Consider the following 21,929-nt stretch of genomic DNA (forward strand, 5'->3'; position numbering starts at 1 on the left):
GGGAGGCTCTGGCGCTTGCCGCCGAATCCACGGCCGTGGTCAGTCTATTGGTCTTGGAAATATGAGCTCATGCTGTATTCGCTGCCAAGGCAGCTTCCCACAGCAGGACCACGAAGTCGCCGTGGGAAGCTGCCCTGGCAGCGAATCAGTGTGCAGGGCACCACAAAAAAGCCCTCGCCGGTAACCCGGCGAGGGCTTTTTCATGCCTGAAGGATCAGGGCATCAGGCGCCGGTGTCGGCGTCCTTGGTGCTGTCCGCCGCGGCAGTCGCCTCCTGTTGTTGCTGGCGGCGGCGCAGGCGTGGGTCATTGCTGGCCCGGCCTTGCGGCGCGGCTTCGGAGCCGGTGCTTTTGGCGTCGTTTGCCGGTGCCGGCTGTTCCGGGCTGACCGCCGGCTTTGCTGCTTCCTCCGGTTTGCTGTCCGCCTTTGGCTTGGCGTCGTCGGAGGGGAAGGTTTCAGTCTTGGCTTCCGCTTTGGGCTCGGCCTTCGGTTCCGCTTGCGGTTCCGCCGCCGGTGCCGCCGGTTTCGGCTGCTCGGTCGGTGCCGGCTTGCTGGCCTCGGCTTTCTCCGGCGCTTTTTCTGGCGCTTTCTCCTCGGCTTTCACTGGAGCAGGGGTGGGCTCCGCCGTCGGTTGCGGTTTTTCCGCCGCCGGTTTTTCCGCTACCGGTTTGGCAGCGTTTTCCGGCTGCGTGGCCGGGCCGCCGTTGGCTTTTTCCGGCTCGGGCGCTTCAGGCTTGTTCTGAGCCTGAGCCTGAGCCTGAGCCGCGGCCTGGCGGTTACGCTGGCGCGGATCGTTGCCGGCACGTCGTACCGGCTGCTCTTCCACTTGGGCGGAGGCCGCCGGCTTGGCGTCCTGGACCGGCGCTTCAGCGGCGGGCCGGGGTGCTTCCCGCTTGCTTTCCTGTTCCGGCTGTTGTGGCTTGCTCACCGGCTGCTCGTGCTGCTGCCGGGAGCTGTCCTTTTGCTGTTGCGCCGATGGTTGCTCCGCCGGAGCCTCTTTGGCATCGCCGCCCTGAGCCGGTTTGGTCTGGGCCGGTGCCTGGTCGGCTTGCGCCTTGCCTTCTCCGCCTTCCTGAGCCGGAACCAGCTTGGCCTTGGGCGGACGGCTGTCGCCACGTTCCTGATCGCGTCCCGGCGTGTTGTCTTCGCTGGTCATCAGCGGAGGCTGAGCCGGGGCACCGCCTTTCGCGGTGTCCTGCTTGCTTTCCGCCTGCTCGCCACGGCCGGTGTTTTGCTGGCGCTGATCATTACGGCGCTGGTCGTTATCCCGTTGCGTGGCGGCCTTATTGCCTTCGTTGCGGGGTTCTTCCTTGCCTTGTTGATCCTTGCGCTGCTGAGCATCGCCACTATTTTGCTGTTGAGCGGCTTGCTGTTGAGCCTCCTGCTGCTGAGCCTTGCGATCATCCTGGCTCTTGCGCGGCCGTTCCCGTTCGCGCAGCGGGCGATCGTCCTTGGCGTCCTGGCGCCGGTTGGCTTTCGGGCCCTCGCCACGGCGTTCCTGGCGGCCCTGGTTGTCATTCGTCCTGGCGTCATTGGACCGGGTATCACTGGACTTCGTGTCGCTGGACTTATTGTCCGTGCTCTTATTGTCCGAGGACCGGTCGCCACCACGGTTGCGACCGCGACGGTTATTGCCGCCGCCGGCGTTGTCGCCGTCGCGACCGTCCGCCTTGTTGCGGTTGCGGTTCTGATTGCCACGGTTGCCACGACGGTTATCGTCCTGCTGCTCCGTGTCTTCCCGCCGGTTCCGGTTATTGCGGTTGTTGCCCCGATCCTGCTGACGGCGGCCGCGTTCCTTGTCGCGGTTGCCGCGCTGGTCGCGGTTCTGGGGCTGGCGATCCTGCTGACGGCGTGCGTCTTTCTGGCCGCCTTTGGATTCCTGCTTCTGTTCTTGTTCGGCACCGCCACCGAACACGGCGGCGAACCAGCCCAGCAGCCGGGCGAGCAGACCGGGAGTGCTTTCACTTGCCGCCGCCGGCGCGGCCGGTTCCGCCGGTTGCGCTTTGGGGGCAGGGGGAGCCGTGTCCGGGGTGACCAGCTTAACCGCTGGTTCCTGTGGTTTCGCCGGGGCTTCCTGGGTGTTGGTGGTGGGCTCCTCGGCGCTGGTGTCCACCAGTTCCAGCTCATGGCTGGTTTGCGATTTGACCTGATCGTCGCGGATCCGCTCGACCTGGAAATGAGGGGTTTCCAGGTTCGGGTTGGGGATCACCAGCACCCGGGCGTTGTGCGCGGTTTCGATGTCACGCAGCACCGGGCGCTTTTCGTTGAGCAGGAAGGTGCCCACCGCCACCGGCACTTGGGCCTGTATTTCGCCGGTGCGTTCCTTCATCACCTCTTCTTCGATCAGGCGCAGGATGCTCAGTGCCAGGGACTTCACGTCACGGATATGGCCCTGGCCATCACAGCGCGGGCAAACGATGCTGGAGGTCTCGCCGAGGCTGGGACGCAGCCGCTGACGGGACAGTTCCAGCAGGCCGAAGCGTGAAATGCGGCCAAGCTGGATGCGGGCGCGGTCCGCTTCCAGGGCGTCGCGCATGCGGTTTTCCACTTCGCGCTGATTGCGGGCCGGCCCCATATCGATGAAGTCCACCACGATCAGGCCGCCGATATCCCGCAGCCGCAGTTGCCGGGCGATCTCGTCGGCGGCTTCCAGGTTGGTCTGCAGGGCGGTCTCCTCGATGTCCGCGCCCTTGGTGGCCCGGGAGGAGTTGATGTCGATGGACACCAGCGCTTCGGTGGGGTCGATGACAATGGAGCCGCCGGAAGGCAGCTTCACTTCCCGCTCGAAGGCGGTCTCGATCTGGGACTCGATCTGGAAACGGGAGAACAGCGGGATCTCCTCGTTATACAGCTTGATCTTGTGCTTGTAGTCGGCCATCACCTGCTGGACGAAGGCCTGGGCTTCCTCGAACACCTTCTCGGAGTCGATCAGCACCTCGCCGATGTCCTTGCGCAGGTAGTCGCGGATGGCGCGGATGATGACGTTGGATTCCTGATAGATCAGGAACGGGGCCTTGCGGGATTGCGCCGCTTCGGAAATGGAATCCCACAATTTGAGCAGGTAGTCCAGGTCCCATTGCAGCTCCTCGGCGCCACGGCCGAGTCCGGCGGTGCGCACGATCACGCCCATTTCATCGGGCAGCTTGAGGCTGGCCAGGGCTTCCTTTAGCTGCTGGCGTTCCTCGCCCTCGATACGGCGGGAAATACCGCCGGCACGCGGGTTGTTGGGCATCAGCACCAGGTAGCGGCCGGCCAGACTGATAAAGGTGGTCAGGGCGGCGCCTTTGTTGCCGCGCTCTTCCTTGTCCACCTGGATGATCACTTCCTGACCTTCCTTGATCACATCCTTGATATTGATGCGACCCTGGATGTCCTTGGGATCCTTGGTGAAGTACTGGCGGGAAATTTCCTTCAGCGGCAGAAAGCCATGGCGTTCGGCGCCGAAGTCCACGAAAGCGGCTTCAAGAGAGGGTTCAATGCGAGTGATCTTGCCTTTGTAAATATTGGCTTTTTTCTGCTCGCGGGAGCGGTGTTCGATATCCAGGTCATAAAGACGCTGTCCGTCCACCAGGGCCACCCGAACCTCTTCGGGATGGGCGGCGTTGATCAACATACGTTTCATTGTGCTACCACGTTGTTCGTGGCGGCATGCAGCGGGCCGGCTTGGTGCCGGTATCAGACCCTGACCCTGAACGAGGAAAAGCCGCGCAGGCATCGACGTCACGTGTGTACGGCGCTTTTCGGGCGCGGAGACGACGGTGATGATTCTGCCTGTTCGTTACTCTTTCTCCTCCGGATATAGGAAGTCGTTCCGTTGGTGTTGCGCCGGGGATGTCATGCCCCGTGGTTGTGCTTCACGCTGTGCCCGGCGCTTGGATTTTCGTGGCGCCGGACCGGGTAAACTTTGGTTTGTCTGTATACCGGTTCTCTGTCTTCAGCCTGGCTGCAGTCCGCCTGTTTAGGTTGTCGGCAACCTGCCGGGCAATGACGCGGCCCGGGAGGTCATGCTGCAGCGTCGCGCTCCGGTGGGAGTTCTCGCGACGTCATCATGGTCGGGCGGGGCGGGCGGTCTGATCTTGACGGCGAATGGTCGCTGCGCGTCGCCGTTGGCCTGCCGCGGCCGACATGAGTCTGTCATCAGCGTTCCGATCGCGCATCGGAGGCCATCTTTTCACGGTAACCGGGCGCAACGAGCGTCTCTGATTGGGTGGGCGGGCACGGGAAGCGGCAAGGATAATGTTTCCGGTGGCGTCCTGACTTGACCCGATAGGGGAGCAGGGCGCCGGCCCGGGCCGCCCGTCATGCTCACGGGACCACCGGCTTCACTGTTCGCGCCCCGCCATCCGTGAATCTCAGTAATGGGCGGACACAACGATCGTAAAGCTGTTGCCAGACAAGGCACTATAGCAACAAAACCGCAATAAGATCAATCTGATGGCGCTGCCGCCCCGGCGAGGCGATTGACCTGCGCGGGGGCGGAGGTCAGAATCCCCCGCATGTCCGAGACCCCCTCCGCCGACCGCGTTTCCTTCGTTACCATTGATGAAGGTCGTGACGGTCAACGCCTGGATAATTTCCTCATCACGCACCTCAAGGGCGTGCCCCGTTCCCGTATCTACCGGATCATCCGTTCCGGCGAAGTGCGGGTGAATAAAAAGCGTGCCAAACAGACCACGCGCCTGGCGAGCGGGGATATCGTGCGGGTTCCGCCGATCCGCACCGCCGAATCCGAGGCGCCGCCGAAAATCAGTGACGCTCTGGCGGAGCGGCTTTCGCGCACCCTTATTTATGAAGACGAGCACCTGTTCATCTTCAACAAGCCGGCGGGCCTGGCGGTGCATGGCGGCAGCGGCGTCAGTCTTGGTTTGATCGAGGCGTTGCGGGTGCTCTATCCGGAGGAGCGGGAGCTGGAGCTGGTGCACCGGCTCGACCGGGATACCAGCGGCTGCATCATGGTGGCGCGCCGGCGCGGTTTTTTGCGCCGATTGCAGCGGTTGATGCAGCAGGGCGGTGTGGAAAAACGCTATTGGCTGTTGTGTCAGGGCTTCAAGGGCAAGGAACGCCGTATCGAGGCGCCGTTGCTCAAATTAATGCAGGGCAACGAGCGGGTGGTACGCGTATCCCGGGAAGGCAAGCCCTCGGTCACCGACTTCCGGCTGCTCGAACGGCTCGGCGGTGTCAGCCTGGTGGAAGCCACTCTGGGCACCGGACGGACCCACCAGATCCGCGTGCACAGTCAGTTCGGCGGCTTCGCGCTGCTGGGGGATGACAAGTACGGCAATGATCAGGGTGATCGCCTGCTTGGGGAACTCGGCGTGCGTCGTTTGTGTCTGCATGCCCATAGCCTGGCTTTCCGGCATCCGCTCAGCGAGCGCCGGGTGCGGGTGGAGGCTCCCCTGGACGAGGATTTCGAGTCGATCCTGGCGGCACTGCGGCGCCGCTCCCGATCCTGATCCTGAAGTGAAGTAAGGCTACCCGAGGCGCTGGCAAGATGAGCTACGATCTGGTGATTTTCGACTGGGACGGCACGGTGATGGATTCCACCGCCCGCATCGTCGCCTGCATGCACGGCGCCGCCCGCGACCTGGCGTTGCCGGCGTTGGAAGATGAGCAGGTGCGCGGCATCATCGGCCTTGGTTTGCCGGAAGCGATCCTCACTTTGTACCCCTTCCTGGACGAAGCCATGGTGAGCACCATGCGCGACCGGTATGCTCATCATTTCGTATTGGCGGAGCGGTCCCCCAGTGTGCCTTATCCGGGCGCCCGCGATACTTTGCTGGCGCTGCGCGAGCGGGGCATGCGATTGGCGGTGGCCACTGGCAAGTCGCGCAAAGGGTTGGACCGGGTCTGGACCAACACCGGCCTCGGGGCGTTGTTTCACGCCTCCCGCTGCGCCGACGAGAGCCGCTCCAAACCGCATCCGGCCATGGTGCTGGAGCTGCTGGAGGAATTGAGAGTGGCGCCGGAGCGGGCACTGATGGTGGGGGATACCACCTTTGATCTGGATATGGCGGAGGCCGCCGGGGTTGACCGGGTGGCGGTCAGCTATGGTGCCCACACGCCGGAGCGCCTGCGTCAGCGCAATCCGCGGGCGATGATCGATGCTTTGCCACAGTTGCTGCCCCTGGTCGGGGCAGGGGTAATCACGCGAGGAGCAGATGTAGATGGAATCGAATCAACCACCGTCCCGGCCGCAGGGCAGCAATAAAGAGTGGCAGCTGATCGAGAAGCTGCTGGGGCAGGCCCAGGCGGAGCAACGTAAAAGCCGCCGCTGGGGGATTTTCTTCAAGACGCTGACCTTTGTTTATCTGTTCGTTGTTCTGTTCATGCTGATTCCCAGTCGCGATGGCGCTCTGGCGGTGGCCGAGCCCCATGTGGCGGTGGTGGACCTGAATGGGGTCATCAGCGCTGACAGTGAGGCGTCGGCGGATCTGATCAGCGCCGGCCTGAGGGAGGCGTTCGAGGCGAAAAATGCCAAGGCGGTGCTGTTGCGCATCAACAGCCCGGGCGGCTCGCCGGTGCAGTCCAATCAGGTTTACAACGAGATCCGGCGGTTGCGCGAGAAGTACCCGGAGAAGAAGGTCTACGCGGCGATCACCGATACCGGCGCGTCCGGGGCTTATTACATCGCCTCGGCCGCGGATGACATCTACGCCGATCCGGCCAGTATTGTCGGTTCCATTGGCGTGATCATGGCCGGATTCGGTCTGGAAGAAGCGGCGGAGAAGCTGGGCGTGGAGCGCCGCGTTTACACCGCCGGCGAGAACAAGGACCTGATGGACCCGTTCGCACCGGTGAATCCGGCCCATCGCCGGCACGTGCAGGAGATGCTGGATGAGATTCACCAGCAGTTCATTGGCGCGGTGAAACAGGGGCGCGGTGATCGCCTGCGGGTGGATGGCCACCCGGAATTGTTCTCAGGCCTGTTCTGGACTGGCGAGCGGGCTCTGGATTTGGGCTTGATCGACGGCCTCAAGAGCCCGGGTCAGGTGGCCCGGGATGTGATCGGCGTCGAGGAATTGGTCAACTACACCTACAGCCCGTCTCCGGTGGAGCAATTGTTGCAGCGCTTCGGTGTTTCCATTGGCAAGGGGCTGGGTGGCAGCCTGGGCTTGGAGCAGTACCTGCCGGATCTGCGTTGATGGGGGGTGAGGCGCCGGACGCCGGACGCCAGACGCCAGACGCTAAAGTCAAAACCCGGGGCTGCGGGCGTTGCGGAAATAAAAAATTGCCGGGAGCAATTTTTAACGTTGCTGTGCGACGGCCCGAAGGGTGACCGCCATGGACGGCGGTCATAAAAAAGGTTCCTCGCGGTTTAGCGGGAAGGGTCGCTCTGGCGGGGGCTCCCGTATTGCCCGGTTACCTCGAAGACCTCCCTTCAGAGGTGGCTACAGCGCCGCTGTGGGAAGCTTGCTGGCAAGCGAATCGCCAACGGCTCAGGGCATTCGCGGCCAAGCGGAGCGCCGCCCGGGCCGCTTCCCACAGCAGTTTCGTGGCGGACCTGTGGGAGGCCAGCTTGCTGGCGAATTCCGGCCCTCTGGTGTTGGGATATTCGCTTGCCAGCAAGCTTCCCACAGCGGCTTCGTGGCAGATCCGTGGGAGACCAGCTTGCTGGCGAGTTCCGGCCCTCTGGTGTTGGGATATTCGCTTGCCAGCAAGCTTCCCACAGCGACTTCGTGGCAGATCCGTGGGAGACCAGCTTGCTGGCGAATTCCGGCTCTCTGGTGTTGGGATATTCGCTTGCCAGCAAGCTTCCCACAGCGGCTTCGTGGCATGATCCGTGGGAGACCGGCTTGCCGGCGAATGGCGAATATAGCGGCTTGATAGCCCCTTCCGTTACAGGTCCGTGCCCATGATTGAAGCGCCGCTTCCCGCTAAGCCGCGATGAACCATAAAAAAAGCGTTGTTAGTACTTGCCAGGGCGTTGTGTCTGGTTTTGCATTATCGGCGTCCGGCGTCCGGCGTCCGGCGTCCGGCGTCCGGCGTCCGGCGTCCGGCGTCCGGCGTCCGGCGTCCGGCGTCCGGCGTCCGGCGTCCGGCGTCCGGCGTCCGGCGTCAGGGCAGGCTGACGCCTTCCGCCGCCAGGAAGTCGGTCAATAGAATCAGCGGCAGTCCCACCAGAGCGTTGGGGTCGCGACCTTCGAGCGCCTTGAACAGAGTGATGCCGAACCCCTCGGACTTGAAACTGCCGGCGCAATTGAAGGGTTGTTCCTTGTCCACGTAGCGGCGGATGCGGTCCTGATCCAGGGTGCGAAAATGCACGGTGAAGTTCTCGCAACCGCTTTGATAGCGGCCGGTGGCGCTGTTGTACAGGCACAGACCGGTATGAAACACCACGCTGCGGCCACTGGCACTGCTCAACTGCTTGATGGCGTTGTCGCGGTCGCCGGGTTTGCCGAGAATGGTGTCATCCAGGACGCACACCTGGTCGGAGCCGATGATCAGGGTATCGGGATGGTCCGCGGCCAGGGCCTGGGCTTTCCGCCGGGCCAGGCGCAGTACCAGCTCGGTGGCGCTTTCGCCGGGCAGAGCGGTCTCGTCGATATCCGGGCTGGCGGCGCTGAAAGGCAGCCCCAGTTTGCCCAGCAACTCACGGCGAAACGGAGAGGAAGAGGCCAGAATCAGAGTCGGCGGAATGTCGTTCACCATGGTCTCCTCGGTTTTCAAAGCAGCGAGTGTAAAAGAGGTGGGCATGGCAGTGCACGAAAAATCCAAATTTCTCAGACGGTTAGGTCTTGGCCACTGGCGTGATTTTCGCTTTGACAGCGCCGCGGCGCGGCCCTAGAATTGCGCGCTTATGTTTTCAGGGCAACTGCCACCGTACCTGGAACCGCGCAAGTTCGCGGATCAGGAGCGCGTCATCGAGGGCGAGGCCCGGGTTGGGGATCTGCCCCGGCTGCGGGAATATCGCGAGAGCCTGGACCAGCCGGTCCGGGTGTCGCTGGCTTTTGGCCGCGATGAGGACGGGCACCGGTGCGTTCGGGGCCAGGTGGAAACCACGCTGGTTTTGATCTGCCAGCGCTGCCTTGAACCCGTGCACCAGCGGATCCTCGCCAATGTGGACCTGACCATGGTCTGGAGCGAGGAACAGGCAAAGGCGTTGCCCACGCACCTGGATCCTCTGCTGGTCACCGAAGAGCGCCTGCCATTGGCGGATGTGCTCGAGGAAGAGCTGCTATTGGCGATGCCACTGGTGGCGCTGCACGATCAATGCCCGAATCCGCTGCCGGATACCCGCGACGATGGGGAAGACGGCGAGGGCCGGGACAAAGACAATCCGGATAACCCTTTTGCCGTGCTGGCCCAGCTCAAGGGTCGCCGCAAGTAACACGCCGAGGAGCTCGACAATGGCTGTTCAACAGAATCGCAAAACCCGTTCCAAGCGCGGTATGCGTCGTTCCCACGATGCGCTGTCCGCCGCCACGCTGACCGAGGACAGCAACACCGGTGAAGTGCATCGCCGTCACCATATCTCTCCGGACGGCATGTACCGCGGCCGTCAGGTTCTGCGCACCGCGGACCTGGACGAAGAAGAATAAGTCGAACGGCGCCCGTCACCCGGTTTCATCCGGCGTCTGACGGGCGCCGTTTTTCGTTCTGGGGCACTGGCCTGTGTCCGGCCTTTACCTGGGCCGGATTAGGAGTATTCTGGGTGCCGCCATGCCTCTGAGGAATTGAGTGGCCATGTCAGACGTGACTCTGGCGGTGGACGCCATGGGGGGGGATCACGGGGTACCTGTCACCGTTCCCGCCGTCAGCCGTGCGCTTTCCCGTCATTCCAGTCTCCACATCATCCTGGTTGGTAATCCCGACGTTCTGGCGCCGGCACTGGCCAAGGCCGGTCTCGAGGGCCATGCCCGCGTTGCCATAGAGCCCGCTTCCGAAGTGGTGGCCATGGACGATCCGGTGGCGGTGGCGCTGCGCCAGAAAAAAGACTCCTCCATGCGGGTGGCCATCAATCTGGTCAAGGAAGGCCGTGCCCAGGCCGCGGTCAGCGCCGGTAATACCGGTGCCCTGATGGCGGTCAGCCGTTTCGTGTTGAAAACCCTTCCCGGGATCGACCGTCCCGCTATCTGCACCGCCATTCCTTCCGCCAAGGGCCATTGTCACATGCTGGACCTGGGCGCCAATGTGGACTCCCAGCCCGGGCATCTGTTGCAGTTCGCGCAGATGGGGCAGGCCGTGGTTCGCGCCGTCGACGGACTGAGCCAGCCCCGCGTGGCGCTGCTCAATATCGGCGAAGAGGACATCAAGGGCAACGAGCAGATCAAGGAGGCCGCTGCTTTGATGCAGGCCGCCGAGGACCTCAATTACGTGGGGTTCGTCGAAGGCAATGGCATCTTCCTCGGTGACGTGGACGTGGTGGTCTGCGATGGCTTTGTCGGTAATGTGTCATTGAAAACCATGGAAGGCGTGGCCACCATGATCGGTGGGATGATCCGTGAGGAGATCGGCCGTTCCTGGTGGCGCAAGCTGAGCGGCCTGTTTTCCCTGCCGGTGTTGAACGGCCTCAAGCACCGTATGGACCCGGAGCGCTACAATGGCGCCAGTCTGGTGGGGCTTAACGGCGTGGTGGTGAAAAGCCACGGCGGCACTGGCGAAGCCGGCTTTACCAGCGCTCTGGAAGTGGCCCTGCTGGAAGCCCGCCGCAACGTGCCGGCGTTGATCCGCGACGCCGTGGCGCCGTTGGCCCAGGTCTCTGAACAGCCCGCCTCCTGATCGATGCCGCGCCGGGGTCATTCATACTTTGTTGCAGCCCGGAACGGACAAGCCGGGCGGGTAAAGGCATACTGCCGCCAAATCCGATAACCCGACGCCCGGGGCGGGCTCTCGCGGAGTCCCACCGGCCGTCCTTCGCGAATCAGGGAAACGCATGTCAAAAACCGCTTTCGTTTTTCCCGGTCAGGGCTCGCAGAGCCTGGGTATGCTGGCCGATTTCGCCGATCACACCGCCGTGCGCCAGGCTTTCCAGGAAGCTTCCGGCGCCCTCGACATGGACCTCTGGGAATTGGCCCGGAACGGCCCCGAAGCTGATCTCAATCGCACCGAAAATACGCAGCCGCTGTTGCTGACCGCCGGCGTCGCCCTGTGGAAGGAGTGGGAGCAGAGCGGTGGTCCGCGCCCGGCGCTGCTGGCCGGGCACAGCCTGGGTGAATACACCGCCTTGACCTGTGCCGGGGTGATCAGCCTGGGGGATGCGGTGCGCCTGGTGCGCACCCGTGGCGAGCTGATGCAGCAGGCGGTGGCGGAAGGCGAGGGCGCCATGGCGGCGATCCTCGGTCTGAATGACGATCAGGTGCGTCAGGCCTGTGCCGAAGCCGCCGAGGGTGAAGTGGTGGAAGCGGTCAACCTCAACGCGCCTGGCCAGGTGGTGATCGCCGGGCAAGGCAGTGCCGTGGAACGCGCCATTGCCGCTTGTAAGGCCGCCGGCGCCAAGCGCGCCATGCCGCTCCCGGTGAGCGTGCCCTCCCATTGCGCACTGATGAAGCCGGCGGCGGAAGCGCTGGCGGAAACGCTCGCCCAGGTCCGTTTCCACGCCCCGGAACTGCCAGTGATCAATAACGCGGATGTGGCCTGGGAAACCGACCCCGAGGCGATTCGCAGCGCCTTGATCCGGCAATTGTATTCCCCGGTGCGCTGGGTGGAGACGGTGCAGGCCCTGGCCGCGGATGGCGTGACCACGCTGTACGAATGTGGCCCCGGCAAAGTGCTGTGTGGCCTGGCCAAACGTATTGACCGGGGGTTGGACGCCAAGCCCCTGGAATCCCTGGACGCCTTTCAGGCGGCTTTGAACGGTTGAGGACGCCTCATGAGCGACGAACGTAAAGTGGCCCTGGTCACCGGTGCCAGCCGCGGTATCGGCAAGGCCATTGCCGAAAACCTGGTCAACGCCGGTTTCTTCGTGGTCGGCTCCGCCACCAGCGAAAACGGCGCCAAGGCCATCGCCGACGCCCTCGGAGAGAACGGTGACGGCGTGGTGCTGAACGTGTCCGAGGATGCCTCGGTGGAGGCCGCGATCAAGTCCATCGTGGAAAAGCACGGTGCGCCTCTGGTGCTGGTGAACAACGCCGGCATCACCCGGGACAACATCATGTTGCGGATGAAAAGCGATGAATGGATGGATGTGATCAACACCAACCTGAACTCGCTGTACCGGGTCACCAAGGCCTGCATCAAGGGCATGACCAAGGCCCGCTGGGGCCGGGTGATCAATATCAGTTCCGTGGTGGGGACCATGGGCAACGCCGGCCAGGCCAACTATGCCGCGGCCAAAGGTGGCGTGGAGGGCTTTACCCGGGCCCTTGCCCGCGAGCTGGGCTCGCGTAACATCACGGTGAATTCGGTGGCGCCGGGCTTTATCCAGACCGACATGACCGATGTTCTGCCCGAGGCTCAGCGCGATGCGCTGCTGCGGGAAATCCCCCTGGGCCGCCTCGGCAGCCCCGATGAAGTGGCCAGCGCGGTAGCGTGGCTGGCCGGAGACGGTGGTAGCTATGTAACCGGTACCACGGTCCACGTTAACGGTGGCATGTTCACCGGGTAGGGACAAATCCTCCCGAAACCGCTAAGCTGCCGGTTCCGGTTGGAATGCGCCGGTCTTTCGAGGCCGGCCTGTGCAATGGATTCGCCCGGGCCGCAGCTTCAGGGTGGCCCCCACGGAGAGGGTACTGCCGTCTCAGTGGTGGGTGGGGTTCAACATATTTGGAAACGTATCCGTGAAAACGGGCACCGGCGGCGGCTTGCAAGCGCAAATCGCGTTCACCTAGAATAGCCGCTCATAGGTGCTTGCACACCATTAATAGGAGAGTAATAGGATCATGAGCAGCATCGAAGAACGGGTCCAGAAGATCATTGTCGAGCAATTGGGCGTTAAGCCGGAAGACGTGAAATCCGAAGCTTCCTTCGTGGAAGACCTGGGCGCCGATTCCCTGGACACCGTTGAACTGGTAATGGCCCTCGAGGAAGAATTCGAGACCGAAATCCCCGACGAAGAAGCTGAAAAAATCAGCACCGTACAAGCAGCCGTGGACTACATCAAAGCCCACAGCTGATTTCGGTCGTAACGCTGCGTCAAGGAAAACCGCAGGCTCGGTATGGGCTTGCGGTTTTTTTGTGATCACCATCCATGGTGATCACCCTGCGGGCCGTCGCTGGAGCGACGTCAAAAATCGTTCCGGACGATTTGTTTGTGATCACCATCCATGGTGATCACCCTGCGGGCCGTCGCTGGAGCGACGTCAAAAATCGTTCCGGACGATTTGTTTGTGATCACCGCCCGTGGTGATCACCCTGCGGGCCGTCGCTGGAGTGAGGTCAAAAATCGCTCCCGGCGATTTGTTTGTGACCACCATCCGTGGTGGTTACTCTGCGTTTGTTGGTGTTGGAGATATGAAGTTGCGCTGCATTCGCGAGCAAGCTCGCTTCCCACGGAGAGCGCTACGGAGCCGCTGTGGGAGCTGCCCTGGCAGCGAATCGGCACGCTATAATCCGAGGGCGCCGGCGCTGACTGTCCGGCCCTGGAATCGTCATTTTGGGAGGAATACAGGTGACACGACGTCGAGTAGTGGTAACCGGCCTGGGCATGCTCACGCCCCTGGGCGCCGATGTGAACAGTACCTGGGAGGGTATCAAGGCGGGCCGTAGCGGCATTCGTCCGATCGAGCACTTCGACACCTCGGATTTCTCCACCAAATTCGCCGGGCTGGTGCCGGATTTCGAACTGGGTGATTACCTGTCCGCGAAGGAAGGACGGAAAATGGACCTGTTCGTCCAGTACGGCATGGTGGCGGCGATCCAGGCCATCGGCGACGCCGGCCTGGATATGGACAAGGAAGAGGGTGAGCGCATCGGCGTGGCCATTGGTTCCGGCATCGGCGGGCTGACCAATATCGAGGATAATCACCGCAAGCTGCTCGACTCCGGGCCGCGCAAGCTGTCTCCGTTTTTCGTGCCCAGCACGATCATTAACATGATCGCCGGTAACCTGGCCATCATGTACGGGTTCAAGGGCCCGAACTTCGCCACCGTGTCGGCGTGTACCACCGGGACCCACAACATCGGCTTCGCCGCCCAGCAGATCCAACTGGGCGTGGCCGACGTGATGATCGCCGGTGGCGCCGAAAAGGGGTCCACGCCGCTGGGCATGGGCGGTTTCGCCGCGGCACGGGCGCTGTCTTCCCGCAACGACGATCCGCAGGCGGCCAGCCGGCCCTGGGACCGCGACCGCGACGGTTTCGTGCTCGGTGACGGTGCCGGCGCGGTGGTGGTGGAGGAATACGAAAGGGCCAAGGCCCGGGGAGCCACCATTTACGCGGAGCTGGTCGGCTATGGCATGAGTGATGACGCTTACCACATGACCGCGCCCTCCGAAAACGGCGCCGGTGCCGCGCTGTCCATGCGCAACGCCTTGCGCGACGCGGGCATGGACGCCGGTGACGTGGACTACATCAATGCCCACGCCACCTCCACCAAGCTCGGCGATCTGGCCGAACTGAACGCGGTGAAGCAGGTGTTCGGCGAGCATGCCGACAAGCTGGCGGTGAGTTCCACCAAATCCATGATTGGCCATCTTCTGGGCGCTGCCGGTGCCGTGGAGGCGATCATGTGTCTGTTGGCCATGCGCGACAATGTGGCACCGCCGACCATCAACCTGAATGATCCGGACGAGGGCTGCGATCTGAACCTGGTGCCCAATCAGGCCCAGGACCGCCAGATCGACGTGACCTTGTCCAACTCCTTCGGTTTCGGCGGCACCAACGGCACCCTGCTGTTCCGTCGCGTCTGAGCGGAGCGCCATGCTGTCCCGCAGTGACCGCGGCCTGGCTTACGGGGATGGTCTGTTCGAGACCCTGAGGGTCAGCGCCGATGGCCGGGTGCCATTGTGGCCCCGGCACCGGGCGAGAATGCTGGCCGGTGCCCGCCGGCTGGCGATTCCGCTGACGGAGGACAGACTCGAACGGACGCTGGCGGCGCGACTGCGCGATCATGACGGAGGCGCCGGCGTGATCAAGCTGGTGCTTACCCGTGGCAGCGGCGGCCGGGGGTATTTGCCGCCGGAGAGGCCGCAACCCACCTTGTTTGGCCAATGGTTTCCGTTCACGGAGGAGCCGTGCGCCCACCTTCGTCATGGCGTTGAGATCGGCCTCTGCGATACCGTGTTGCCGGACGATCCTCTTGCCGGACTCAAGCATCTGAACCGCCTGCCGCAAGTGGTGGCGCGCGCCGAGGCCGGGCGGCGTGGCTGGCGCGAGGGGCTGCTGCTGGATCGCCACCGGTGCCCGGTGGAGGCCACTTCGATGAACCTGTTCGCCGTGTTTGGCGACCTGTTGTGGACACCCTCCCTGGAGCGCGCCGGGGTGGCCGGCGTGGCGCGTGGCTGGCTGCTGGACGTCGCCCGTGATCAGGGTTGGCGGGTGGAAGTGAGGGCGAGGCCCCTGTCACATCTGCGTCGGGCGGATGGCATTTTTCTGACCAACAGTATTGTCGGCCTGTTACCGGTGCGTAAACTGGCGCAGTGGACGTGGCCGGTCGATCCGCAGGTCCCACAATGGCAGCGGCTCTGGCAGGCGCGGTTCAACCACTGAGCGCGCGGTGACGCGCTGGCGTCAGGCTCTAACCCCGATCCCGCTCCATGGCCTGGGATCGCCAATACAGGCATTAGCATTCAATCCATGCGTCGAAAAATACGAATTTTTGCTCTGCTACTGGTGTTCGTCATCGTGGCAATTCCGCTGGCGGGCTTTTGGGTAAGTGGGTATTTGCATCGCCCCTTGCCGGTGACCGAGGCCCGGCTGGTACAGGTACCGGCCGGCACCGGTTTCAGCCACCTGATGAGCCGTCTGCAAGGGGAGGGCCTGCTGGGTGGTGAGCCGGAGTCCACGCTGCGTCGGGTGGCGGGACGTTTGTACAGCCGTTTCACCGGTATCGAAGGGCGCATGCATGTGGGGGAATACCAGTTGTTCCCAGGGGACTCTCTGTTGACGCTGTTGGAGCGCATCGACCGGGGCGAGGTGATGCAGCGCAGTGTCACCCTGGTGGAGGGCTGGACCTTTCGCCAGTTTCGCACCCGCCTGGCCGAGCTTGAGGGCCTCACCGTCACGCTGGACGGCGTTGATGACGAGGAGGTGATGGCTCGGCTGGGAATGCCGGATACGCATCCCGAGGGATGGTTCGCCCCGGACACTTATTTCTATACCGCCGGCACCAGCGACGTGGAGCTGCTGCGCCGGGCGTTGGAGCGTCAGCGCAAGATACTGGACGAGGCCTGGCTCGGCCGCGATGATAAGCTGCCCTATGACGACCCTTATCAGGCATTGATCATGGCCTCCATCGTGGAACGGGAAACCGGTGTACCCAAGGAACGTGGCCAGATCGCCGGTGTTTTCGTCAACCGCCTGCGGCTCGGGATGCGGCTGCAAACCGACCCCACCGTGATCTATGGCATGGGTGAGCGCTACGCCGGCCGCATTGGCCGGGCCGACCTGCGTGAATCCACTCCGTACAACACCTATGTGATCACCGGATTGCCGCCGACGCCCATTGCCATGCCCGGCCGCGATGCCATCTTCGCCGCCGTGCACCCGCAGCAGACCAAGGCGCTGTATTTCGTTGCCCGTGGCGACGGCAGCCATACCTTCTCCAATACGTTGGCGGAACATCGGCGCGCGGTACGCCAATATCAGCTCAATCGCCGCGATGATTACCGCTCAAGCCCGGGAGCGGCGCCATGAGCGGCCGTTTCATCACTCTCGAGGGGGGCGAAGGCGCTGGCAAAAGCATCAACCTGGAATGGGTGGCAGAGCGTCTGCGTCAGCGCGGCAAGACGGTACGTGTGACACGGGAGCCCGGTGGCACCGAACTGGCGGAGCGTATCCGCCAGGTACTGCTGGCGCCCAGCGAGGAGCCCATGGCCGATACCACCGAATTGCTGCTGGTGTTCGCCGCCCGCGCCCAACACCTGGACGCTCTGATCCGGCCCGCCCTGGCGCGTGGTGAATGGGTGCTGTGTGACCGTTTCATGGATGCCACCTGGGCTTACCAGGGGGCCGGACGCGGTCTGGACCTGGCAGCCATCGCCACGCTTGAGCGGTTGGTGCTGGCCGGGGTGGCGCCGGATTACACCTTGTTGTTCGATGTGCCGGTGGACGTGGGGCTGGCTCGCGCCGGCAAACGGGGCGAACTGGACCGCATCGAACAGGAGAGCCGCGATTTCTTTCAACGGGTGCGCGACTGCTATCTGCAACGGGCCCGTAATGAACCCGACAGGTTCGTGCAGGTGGACGCCACCCGGCCGCTGGAACAGGTGCGCCAGCGCCTTGGCGCCTGGGTCGACGCCATTACGGAGGGGGCATGAGTAAAGCGCCGGTACAGGTACCTTGTCCCTGGCATCAGGAGGAGATGGCGCGGCTGCTGGATCAGCACCAGCGTCAGCGTTTGCCCCATGCCCTGTTGCTGGCGGGTCCCGAAGGCATCGGCAAGTACCGGCTGGCGCAGGCCTTGATGCAGACGCTGTTGTGCCGGCAGCCCAGTGCCGGGGTGGCCTGCGGACAATGCGAGGCTTGCCACCTGAGTACCGCCGGCACCCACCCGGACATGCATGTGCTGACGCCGGAAGGCGGCAGCCGGGCGATCAAGATCGATCAGGTGCGGCGGCTGGTGGAGTTCTGCGCCCGCACCGCCCAGTTTGGCGGCGCACGACTGGCGTTGCTGTCCCCGGCGGAAGCACTCAACCGCAGTGCGCAGAACGCGCTGCTCAAGACGCTGGAAGAGCCCGGTCCGGGCATGACCCTGATTCTGGTCAGCCATCAGCCCAGCCTGCTGCTGCCCACCGTCCGCAGCCGTTGCCAGCAACGGTTGCTGCCGGTGCCGGCCGCCGACCAGGCGCTGTCCTGGTTGACGCCCCAGGTCGGGGAGATGGCGCCGGCATTGCTGGACGCGGCCCAGGGCGCGCCTTTGAAAGCGCTGGTGTTGCAGGACGCGGACTGGTTCAGTGACCGCCGCCGTCTTGCCGAGCAAGTATTGCGGGTGGCCCAGGGGCGTCTGTCTCCGGCCCAGGGGGCCCAGGCCCTGGCGGCGTTCGAGCCGGACACCATGGCGAGGATATTGTATGGTTGGCTGGCCCGGGCGACACGGCTGGCGGCGCTCGGTGGCGCGGCCATGCCCGGCGGTGAGGGGGATGAGCAACTGGAGCCGTTGCTGCGGCAGTTGGCCGATACCGTTCCGGTGGCGCGGTTGATGCGCGCTACCCAGCGGATCCAGGAAGGCCGCAGGCAGATCCTGGCCGGCGCCAACCCGAACAAGGAATTGCTCATGGAGCAATGGATGCTGGTGCTGGTGGGCGTGGACGCTGCCTTGCAGTAATCGCCCGCGGCACTGGCACGCACAACAATACAAGCACTACCGCGACAGGGGGGTGGCATGAAGATGCCGGGGGGCCGTAGTGGCATTCTTTCGCTGAGTATCAAGGACAAGGCGGCGCTGTACGCCGCTTACATGCCGTTTATCGGCAACGGCGGCCTGTTCGTGCCGACCGAGAAAGCCTATCAACTGGGGGAGGAAATCTTTCTCCTGCTCAACATCATGGATGAGCCGGAGAAAATACCGGTGGCTGGCCGGGTGGTCTGGATCACGCCTCGAGGCGCCCAGGGCAATCGTAGCGCCGGTATTGGCGTGCAGTTCTCCGATCAAGACGACACCGCCCGCCGCACCATAGAAAATCACCTCGCGGGCTCGCTGCAATCGGACCGGCCCACGCATACGATGTGACGTTTGAAGCCGGACGCCGGACGCTAAAGCCGAAACCCGGGGCGGCGGGCATTGCGGTCATAAAAAATTGCCGGGAGCAATTTTTAACGTTGCTGTGCGACGGCCCGCAGGGTGACCGCCATGGACGGCGGTCATAAAAAATTGCCGGGAGCAATTTTTAACGTTGTTGTGCGACGGCCCGCAGGGTGACCGCCATGGACGGCGGTCATAAAAAAGGTTCATCGCGGTTTAGCGAGAAGGGTCGCTCCGGCGGGGGCTCCCGTATTGCCCGGTTACCTCGCAGATATCCATTCAGAGGTGGCTACAGAGCCGCTGTGGGAAGCGGCCCGGGCGGCGCTCCGCTTGGCCGCGAATGCCCTGGACCGTTGGCGATTCGCTTGCCAGCAAGCTTCCCACAGCGGCTTCGTGGCATGATCCGTGGGAGACCAGCTTGCTGGCGAATTCTGGCCCTCTGGTGTTGGGATATTCGCTTGCCAGCAAGCTTCCCACAGCGGCTTCGTGGCATGATCTGTGGGAGACCAGCTTGCTGGCGAATTCTGGCCCTTTGGTGTTGGGATATTCGCTTGCCAGCAAGCTTCCCACAGCGGCTTCGTGGCATGATCTGTGGGAGACCAGCTTGCTGGCGAATTCTGGCCCTCTGGTGTTGGGATATTTGCTTGCCAGCAAGCTTCCCACAGCGGCTTCGTGGCAGATCTGTGGGAGCCCAGCTTGCTGGCGAATAGAGCGGCTTGGTAGCCCCTTCCGTTACAGACCCGTGCCCATGATTGAAGCGCCGTGGCCTGCTAAACCGCGATGAACCATAAAAAAGGCGTTTTAGTGCTTGCCAGGGCATTGGGTCTGGTTTTGCATTATCGGCGTCCGGCGTCCGGCGTCCGGCGTCCGGCGTCCGGCGTCCGGCGTCCGGCGTCCGGCGTCCGGCGTCCGGCGTCCGGCGGTTTCATGTAGAATGCCCGCAGTTCAATACGGAGTGTTTCATGTCTACGGAGCCGCTTGATCTGGTGGATTCCCACTGCCACCTGGACCGTCTCGATCTGGACGCCTACCAAGGTGATTTTCAGGCCCTCATGGCCGCCACCCGCGCCGATGGCGTGGGCACCATGCTGTGCATTGGCGTTGATCTGGAGACCTTTCCACGGGTGCGGGCCATGGCCGAAGCCCAGCCGGAGGTGTTCGCCACCGTCGGAGTGCATCCGCTCTACAAGGACGTGCATGAACCGGAAGCGGCGGAGCTGATCGGCCTGGCGGATCACCCCAGGGTGGTGGGCATTGGTGAAACCGGTCTGGATTACTTCTACGCCAAGGAGCAACGGGAGTGGCAGCAAAAGCGTTTTGTTGAGCATATCCGTGCCGCCCGCGACACTGATTTGCCGCTGGTGGTGCATACCCGTGGCGCCAAGGACGATACCCTGGCACTGCTGCGTGAGCATGGCGAGGGGCGGGTGCGCGGCGTGCTGCATTGTTTCACTGAGGACCGTGATATGGCGGAGCAGGCCATCGAACTGGGCTTTTATATTTCCATCTCCGGTATTGTCACGTTCCGTAATGCGGAGGCGCTGCGCGAAACCGTCGCCGCGTTGCCGGTGGAGCATCTGCTGATAGAAACCGATGCCCCCTGGCTGGCGCCGGTGCCTTACCGGGGCAAGCCCAATGAGCCGCGTTTCGTCGCCAAGGTGGCGGAGTGCGTGGCGGAATTGAAAGGGTTGCCGGTGGCGGAGCTGGCTCGCATTACCCGGAATAATTTCTTCCAGCTGTTTAATAAGGCGGTACCGTGACGACAGCGATGTTTTGGTGGTGGTTGGCGGCCGCCGCCGTGGTCGCGGCGGTGATCGCCGCGCTGCTGGTGTGGCTGCCGATGCGCCGTCGCCGTGCTCTGCTGGAGCAGGAAGCGGAACGGCTGGCACTGCGGGGCCAGGCGCTGGAGCAGGAGCGCGATGAACAGCGCCAGCGTCTGGAGCAGCAAAGTCAGCAATGGCGCCAGGCGGAAGAGAACCTGTCCATCGCCCGCGCCGAGCAGGCCCGCCTGGAGGAGCGTTTGTCCGGCCAACAGGACAAGCTGCGCTTCGCCGAGGAGAGCCGGGAGCAGTTACGCAAGGAATTCGAATTGCTGGCCAGCCGTATCTTCGAGCAGCGCAGCCGTCAGTTCGAGGAAAAGAACCGCGAAGGTATCCATACCCTGTTGCAGCCGTTTCGTGAGCAACTGACTGAATTCCGTCGCCGGGTCGATCAGATTCACGGTGACGATGCCCGGGCCCAGGCGGCGTTGACCGAGCAACTCCAGCACCTCAAGAGTCTTAATCAGCAGATGCACCAGGACGCTCGCAATCTCACCGAGGCTCTGCGCGGCCAAGTAAAGACCCAGGGCAACTGGGGCGAGATGATTCTGGAGCGGGTGCTGGAAAGTTCCGGTCTGAGCAAAGGACGGGAATACGATACCCAGGTGGCGTTGCGCGCCGAGGACGGCGGCCGGCGGCTGCCGGACGCCATCGTCCATCTGCCCGAGGGCAAGGACGTGGTCATCGACGCCAAGGTGTCACTGGTGGCTTATGAGCGCTTCACCAGCACCGAGGACGAGGAGGAGCGCCGCCAGGCCCGCGACCAGCATCTGCAATCCCTGCGCGCCCATATCAAGGGGCTCGACATCAAGGACTACAGTCGTCTGGACGGGATTCGCAGTCTCGATTTCGTGTTACTGTTCATTCCCGTGGAAGGGGCTTTCATGGCCGCGATGGAAGCGGACCCCGGGCTCTACACGGAGGCTTATGAGCGTAATATCGTGCTGGTCAGCCCCACCACGTTGCTGGTGACCCTGCGCACCATTCAGAACATCTGGCGGTATGAGTATCAGAACCGCAATGCCCTGGACATCGCCGACCGCGCCGGCCATATCTGCGATCAGGTATCACGGATCAGCGAATCCCTGGTGGACGTGGGGGATAAGCTGGGCAAGGCTCAGCAAGCCTGGGAAACCTCTTACAAACGGCTCACGGAAGGGCGCGGCAACCTGCTGGGGCAGGCCCATAAATTGCGGGATTTGGGGGCCAAGGCCCGGCGCAATTTGCCGCCACCGGTGGATGATGACGACGGTGAGGAGACCGACGAGCAATAAGCTGTTTTTTAAAGTGCCATAAATTGTTGATAAAAAACTTAAATAGGCGCCTATCGTGT

19 protein-coding genes are annotated in these 21,929 nt (G+C 63.3%); 17 read left to right on the top strand and 2 right to left on the bottom strand.

What is annotated here, in order from left to right; genetic code table 11:
• Nucleotides 1-222: 222 nt before the first annotated feature.
• Entirely contained in the window at nucleotides 223-3,621 is a 3,399-nt protein-coding gene (gene rne, locus E0L37_RS17415) for a ribonuclease E (RefSeq protein WP_133492945.1), read from the bottom strand.
• Between the two features lie 874 nt (nucleotides 3,622-4,495).
• On the opposite strand from rne, the gene E0L37_RS17420 reads away from it, so the two are divergent.
• Genes E0L37_RS17420 through sppA form a run of 3 tightly spaced genes read left to right on the top strand, consistent with a single transcriptional unit; the run spans nucleotide 4,496 to nucleotide 7,141 of the window.
• Complete coding sequence (locus E0L37_RS17420) at nucleotides 4,496-5,452, top strand: RluA family pseudouridine synthase (RefSeq protein ID WP_133492946.1); 957 nt, start codon at nucleotides 4,496-4,498, stop codon at nucleotides 5,450-5,452.
• Nucleotides 5,453-5,490: 38 nt separating this feature from the next.
• Complete coding sequence (locus E0L37_RS17425; protein WP_133492947.1) at nucleotides 5,491-6,207, top strand: HAD-IA family hydrolase; 717 nt, start codon at nucleotides 5,491-5,493, stop codon at nucleotides 6,205-6,207.
• Entirely contained in the window at nucleotides 6,164-7,141 is a 978-nt protein-coding gene (sppA, locus tag E0L37_RS17430) for a signal peptide peptidase SppA (RefSeq protein WP_133492948.1), read from the top strand. The genes E0L37_RS17425 and sppA overlap by 44 nt, the downstream gene beginning before the upstream one ends.
• A 913-nt stretch (nucleotides 7,142-8,054) precedes the next feature.
• Here sppA and E0L37_RS17440 read toward each other — a convergent pair.
• On the bottom strand, nucleotides 8,055-8,648 hold the full coding sequence (locus E0L37_RS17440) for a nucleoside triphosphate pyrophosphatase (RefSeq protein ID WP_133493014.1): 594 nt from the start codon (nucleotides 8,646-8,648) through the stop codon (nucleotides 8,055-8,057).
• Nucleotides 8,649-8,796: 148 nt separating this feature from the next.
• On the opposite strand from E0L37_RS17440, the gene E0L37_RS17445 reads away from it, so the two are divergent.
• The 14 genes from E0L37_RS17445 to rmuC all read left to right on the top strand — a co-directional run bounded on the left by E0L37_RS17445 (nucleotide 8,797) and on the right by rmuC (nucleotide 21,870).
• Nucleotides 8,797-9,327: a DUF177 domain-containing protein gene (locus tag E0L37_RS17445; RefSeq protein WP_133492949.1), complete on the top strand. Its 531-nt coding sequence runs from the start codon at nucleotides 8,797-8,799 to the stop codon at nucleotides 9,325-9,327.
• 19 nt (nucleotides 9,328-9,346) lie between these two features.
• Nucleotides 9,347-9,538, top strand: coding sequence for a 50S ribosomal protein L32 (rpmF, locus tag E0L37_RS17450; protein ID WP_014995069.1), 192 nt, complete (start codon nucleotides 9,347-9,349; stop codon nucleotides 9,536-9,538).
• Nucleotides 9,539-9,683: 145 nt separating this feature from the next.
• Nucleotides 9,684-10,718, top strand: a complete 1,035-nt coding sequence (gene plsX, locus E0L37_RS17455; RefSeq protein WP_133492950.1) for a phosphate acyltransferase PlsX — start codon at nucleotides 9,684-9,686, stop codon at nucleotides 10,716-10,718.
• A gap of 154 nt (nucleotides 10,719-10,872) precedes the next feature.
• On the top strand, nucleotides 10,873-11,799 hold the full coding sequence (gene fabD, locus E0L37_RS17460) for an ACP S-malonyltransferase (RefSeq protein WP_133492951.1): 927 nt from the start codon (nucleotides 10,873-10,875) through the stop codon (nucleotides 11,797-11,799).
• A gap of 9 nt (nucleotides 11,800-11,808) precedes the next feature.
• Nucleotides 11,809-12,543, top strand: coding sequence for a 3-oxoacyl-ACP reductase FabG (gene fabG, locus E0L37_RS17465; protein ID WP_133492952.1), 735 nt, complete (start codon nucleotides 11,809-11,811; stop codon nucleotides 12,541-12,543).
• A gap of 274 nt (nucleotides 12,544-12,817) precedes the next feature.
• Nucleotides 12,818-13,051 (top strand): acyl carrier protein, encoded by a 234-nt coding sequence (acpP, locus tag E0L37_RS17470; RefSeq protein WP_008928079.1) that lies wholly within the window; start codon nucleotides 12,818-12,820, stop codon nucleotides 13,049-13,051.
• 494 nt (nucleotides 13,052-13,545) lie between these two features.
• Nucleotides 13,546-14,784: a beta-ketoacyl-ACP synthase II gene (fabF, locus tag E0L37_RS17475; protein WP_133492953.1), complete on the top strand. Its 1,239-nt coding sequence runs from the start codon at nucleotides 13,546-13,548 to the stop codon at nucleotides 14,782-14,784.
• 10 nt (nucleotides 14,785-14,794) lie between these two features.
• Complete coding sequence (pabC, locus tag E0L37_RS17480; protein WP_133492954.1) at nucleotides 14,795-15,583, top strand: aminodeoxychorismate lyase; 789 nt, start codon at nucleotides 14,795-14,797, stop codon at nucleotides 15,581-15,583.
• 87 nt (nucleotides 15,584-15,670) lie between these two features.
• Entirely contained in the window at nucleotides 15,671-16,729 is a 1,059-nt protein-coding gene (mltG, locus tag E0L37_RS17485) for an endolytic transglycosylase MltG (protein WP_133492955.1), read from the top strand.
• Nucleotides 16,726-17,352 (top strand): dTMP kinase, encoded by a 627-nt coding sequence (gene tmk / locus E0L37_RS17490; protein ID WP_133492956.1) that lies wholly within the window; start codon nucleotides 16,726-16,728, stop codon nucleotides 17,350-17,352. The genes mltG and tmk overlap by 4 nt, the downstream gene beginning before the upstream one ends.
• Nucleotides 17,349-18,359: a DNA polymerase III subunit delta' gene (locus tag E0L37_RS17495; RefSeq protein ID WP_133492957.1), complete on the top strand. Its 1,011-nt coding sequence runs from the start codon at nucleotides 17,349-17,351 to the stop codon at nucleotides 18,357-18,359. The genes tmk and E0L37_RS17495 overlap by 4 nt, the downstream gene beginning before the upstream one ends.
• A gap of 57 nt (nucleotides 18,360-18,416) precedes the next feature.
• A complete protein-coding gene (locus E0L37_RS17500; protein ID WP_133492958.1) occupies nucleotides 18,417-18,764 on the top strand; it encodes a PilZ domain-containing protein in 348 nt (115 codons plus the stop codon).
• A 974-nt stretch (nucleotides 18,765-19,738) separates the two neighbouring features.
• Nucleotides 19,739-20,536, top strand: coding sequence for a TatD family hydrolase (locus E0L37_RS17505; protein ID WP_133492959.1), 798 nt, complete (start codon nucleotides 19,739-19,741; stop codon nucleotides 20,534-20,536).
• On the top strand, nucleotides 20,533-21,870 hold the full coding sequence (gene rmuC, locus E0L37_RS17510) for a DNA recombination protein RmuC (RefSeq protein WP_236564204.1): 1,338 nt from the start codon (nucleotides 20,533-20,535) through the stop codon (nucleotides 21,868-21,870). Before E0L37_RS17505 ends, rmuC begins: the two co-directional genes overlap by 4 nt.
• Nucleotides 21,871-21,929 lie beyond the last annotated feature (59 nt).

The organism is Alcanivorax sp. 24, assembly GCF_004360225.1.
Classification (GTDB): Bacteria; Pseudomonadota; Gammaproteobacteria; order Pseudomonadales; family Alcanivoracaceae; genus Alloalcanivorax; species Alloalcanivorax xiamenensis.

What these genes read in the sequence shown, in the direction of transcription:
- rne (WP_133492945.1), bottom strand. Translation starts at nt 3,621, where the DNA reads ATGAAACGTATGTTGATCAACGCCGCCCATCCCGAAGAGGTTCGGGTG.
- E0L37_RS17420 (WP_133492946.1), top strand. Translation starts at nt 4,496, where the DNA reads ATGTCCGAGACCCCCTCCGCCGACCGCGTTTCCTTCGTTACCATTGAT.
- E0L37_RS17425 (WP_133492947.1), top strand. Translation starts at nt 5,491, where the DNA reads ATGAGCTACGATCTGGTGATTTTCGACTGGGACGGCACGGTGATGGAT.
- sppA (WP_133492948.1), top strand. Translation starts at nt 6,164, where the DNA reads ATGGAATCGAATCAACCACCGTCCCGGCCGCAGGGCAGCAATAAAGAG.
- E0L37_RS17440 (WP_133493014.1), bottom strand. Translation starts at nt 8,648, where the DNA reads ATGGTGAACGACATTCCGCCGACTCTGATTCTGGCCTCTTCCTCTCCG.
- E0L37_RS17445 (WP_133492949.1), top strand. Translation starts at nt 8,797, where the DNA reads ATGTTTTCAGGGCAACTGCCACCGTACCTGGAACCGCGCAAGTTCGCG.
- rpmF (WP_014995069.1), top strand. Translation starts at nt 9,347, where the DNA reads ATGGCTGTTCAACAGAATCGCAAAACCCGTTCCAAGCGCGGTATGCGT.
- plsX (WP_133492950.1), top strand. Translation starts at nt 9,684, where the DNA reads ATGTCAGACGTGACTCTGGCGGTGGACGCCATGGGGGGGGATCACGGG.
- fabD (WP_133492951.1), top strand. Translation starts at nt 10,873, where the DNA reads ATGTCAAAAACCGCTTTCGTTTTTCCCGGTCAGGGCTCGCAGAGCCTG.
- fabG (WP_133492952.1), top strand. Translation starts at nt 11,809, where the DNA reads ATGAGCGACGAACGTAAAGTGGCCCTGGTCACCGGTGCCAGCCGCGGT.
- acpP (WP_008928079.1), top strand. Translation starts at nt 12,818, where the DNA reads ATGAGCAGCATCGAAGAACGGGTCCAGAAGATCATTGTCGAGCAATTG.
- pabC (WP_133492954.1), top strand. Translation starts at nt 14,795, where the DNA reads ATGCTGTCCCGCAGTGACCGCGGCCTGGCTTACGGGGATGGTCTGTTC.
- mltG (WP_133492955.1), top strand. Translation starts at nt 15,671, where the DNA reads ATGCGTCGAAAAATACGAATTTTTGCTCTGCTACTGGTGTTCGTCATC.
- tmk (WP_133492956.1), top strand. Translation starts at nt 16,726, where the DNA reads ATGAGCGGCCGTTTCATCACTCTCGAGGGGGGCGAAGGCGCTGGCAAA.
- E0L37_RS17495 (WP_133492957.1), top strand. Translation starts at nt 17,349, where the DNA reads ATGAGTAAAGCGCCGGTACAGGTACCTTGTCCCTGGCATCAGGAGGAG.
- E0L37_RS17500 (WP_133492958.1), top strand. Translation starts at nt 18,417, where the DNA reads ATGAAGATGCCGGGGGGCCGTAGTGGCATTCTTTCGCTGAGTATCAAG.
- E0L37_RS17505 (WP_133492959.1), top strand. Translation starts at nt 19,739, where the DNA reads ATGTCTACGGAGCCGCTTGATCTGGTGGATTCCCACTGCCACCTGGAC.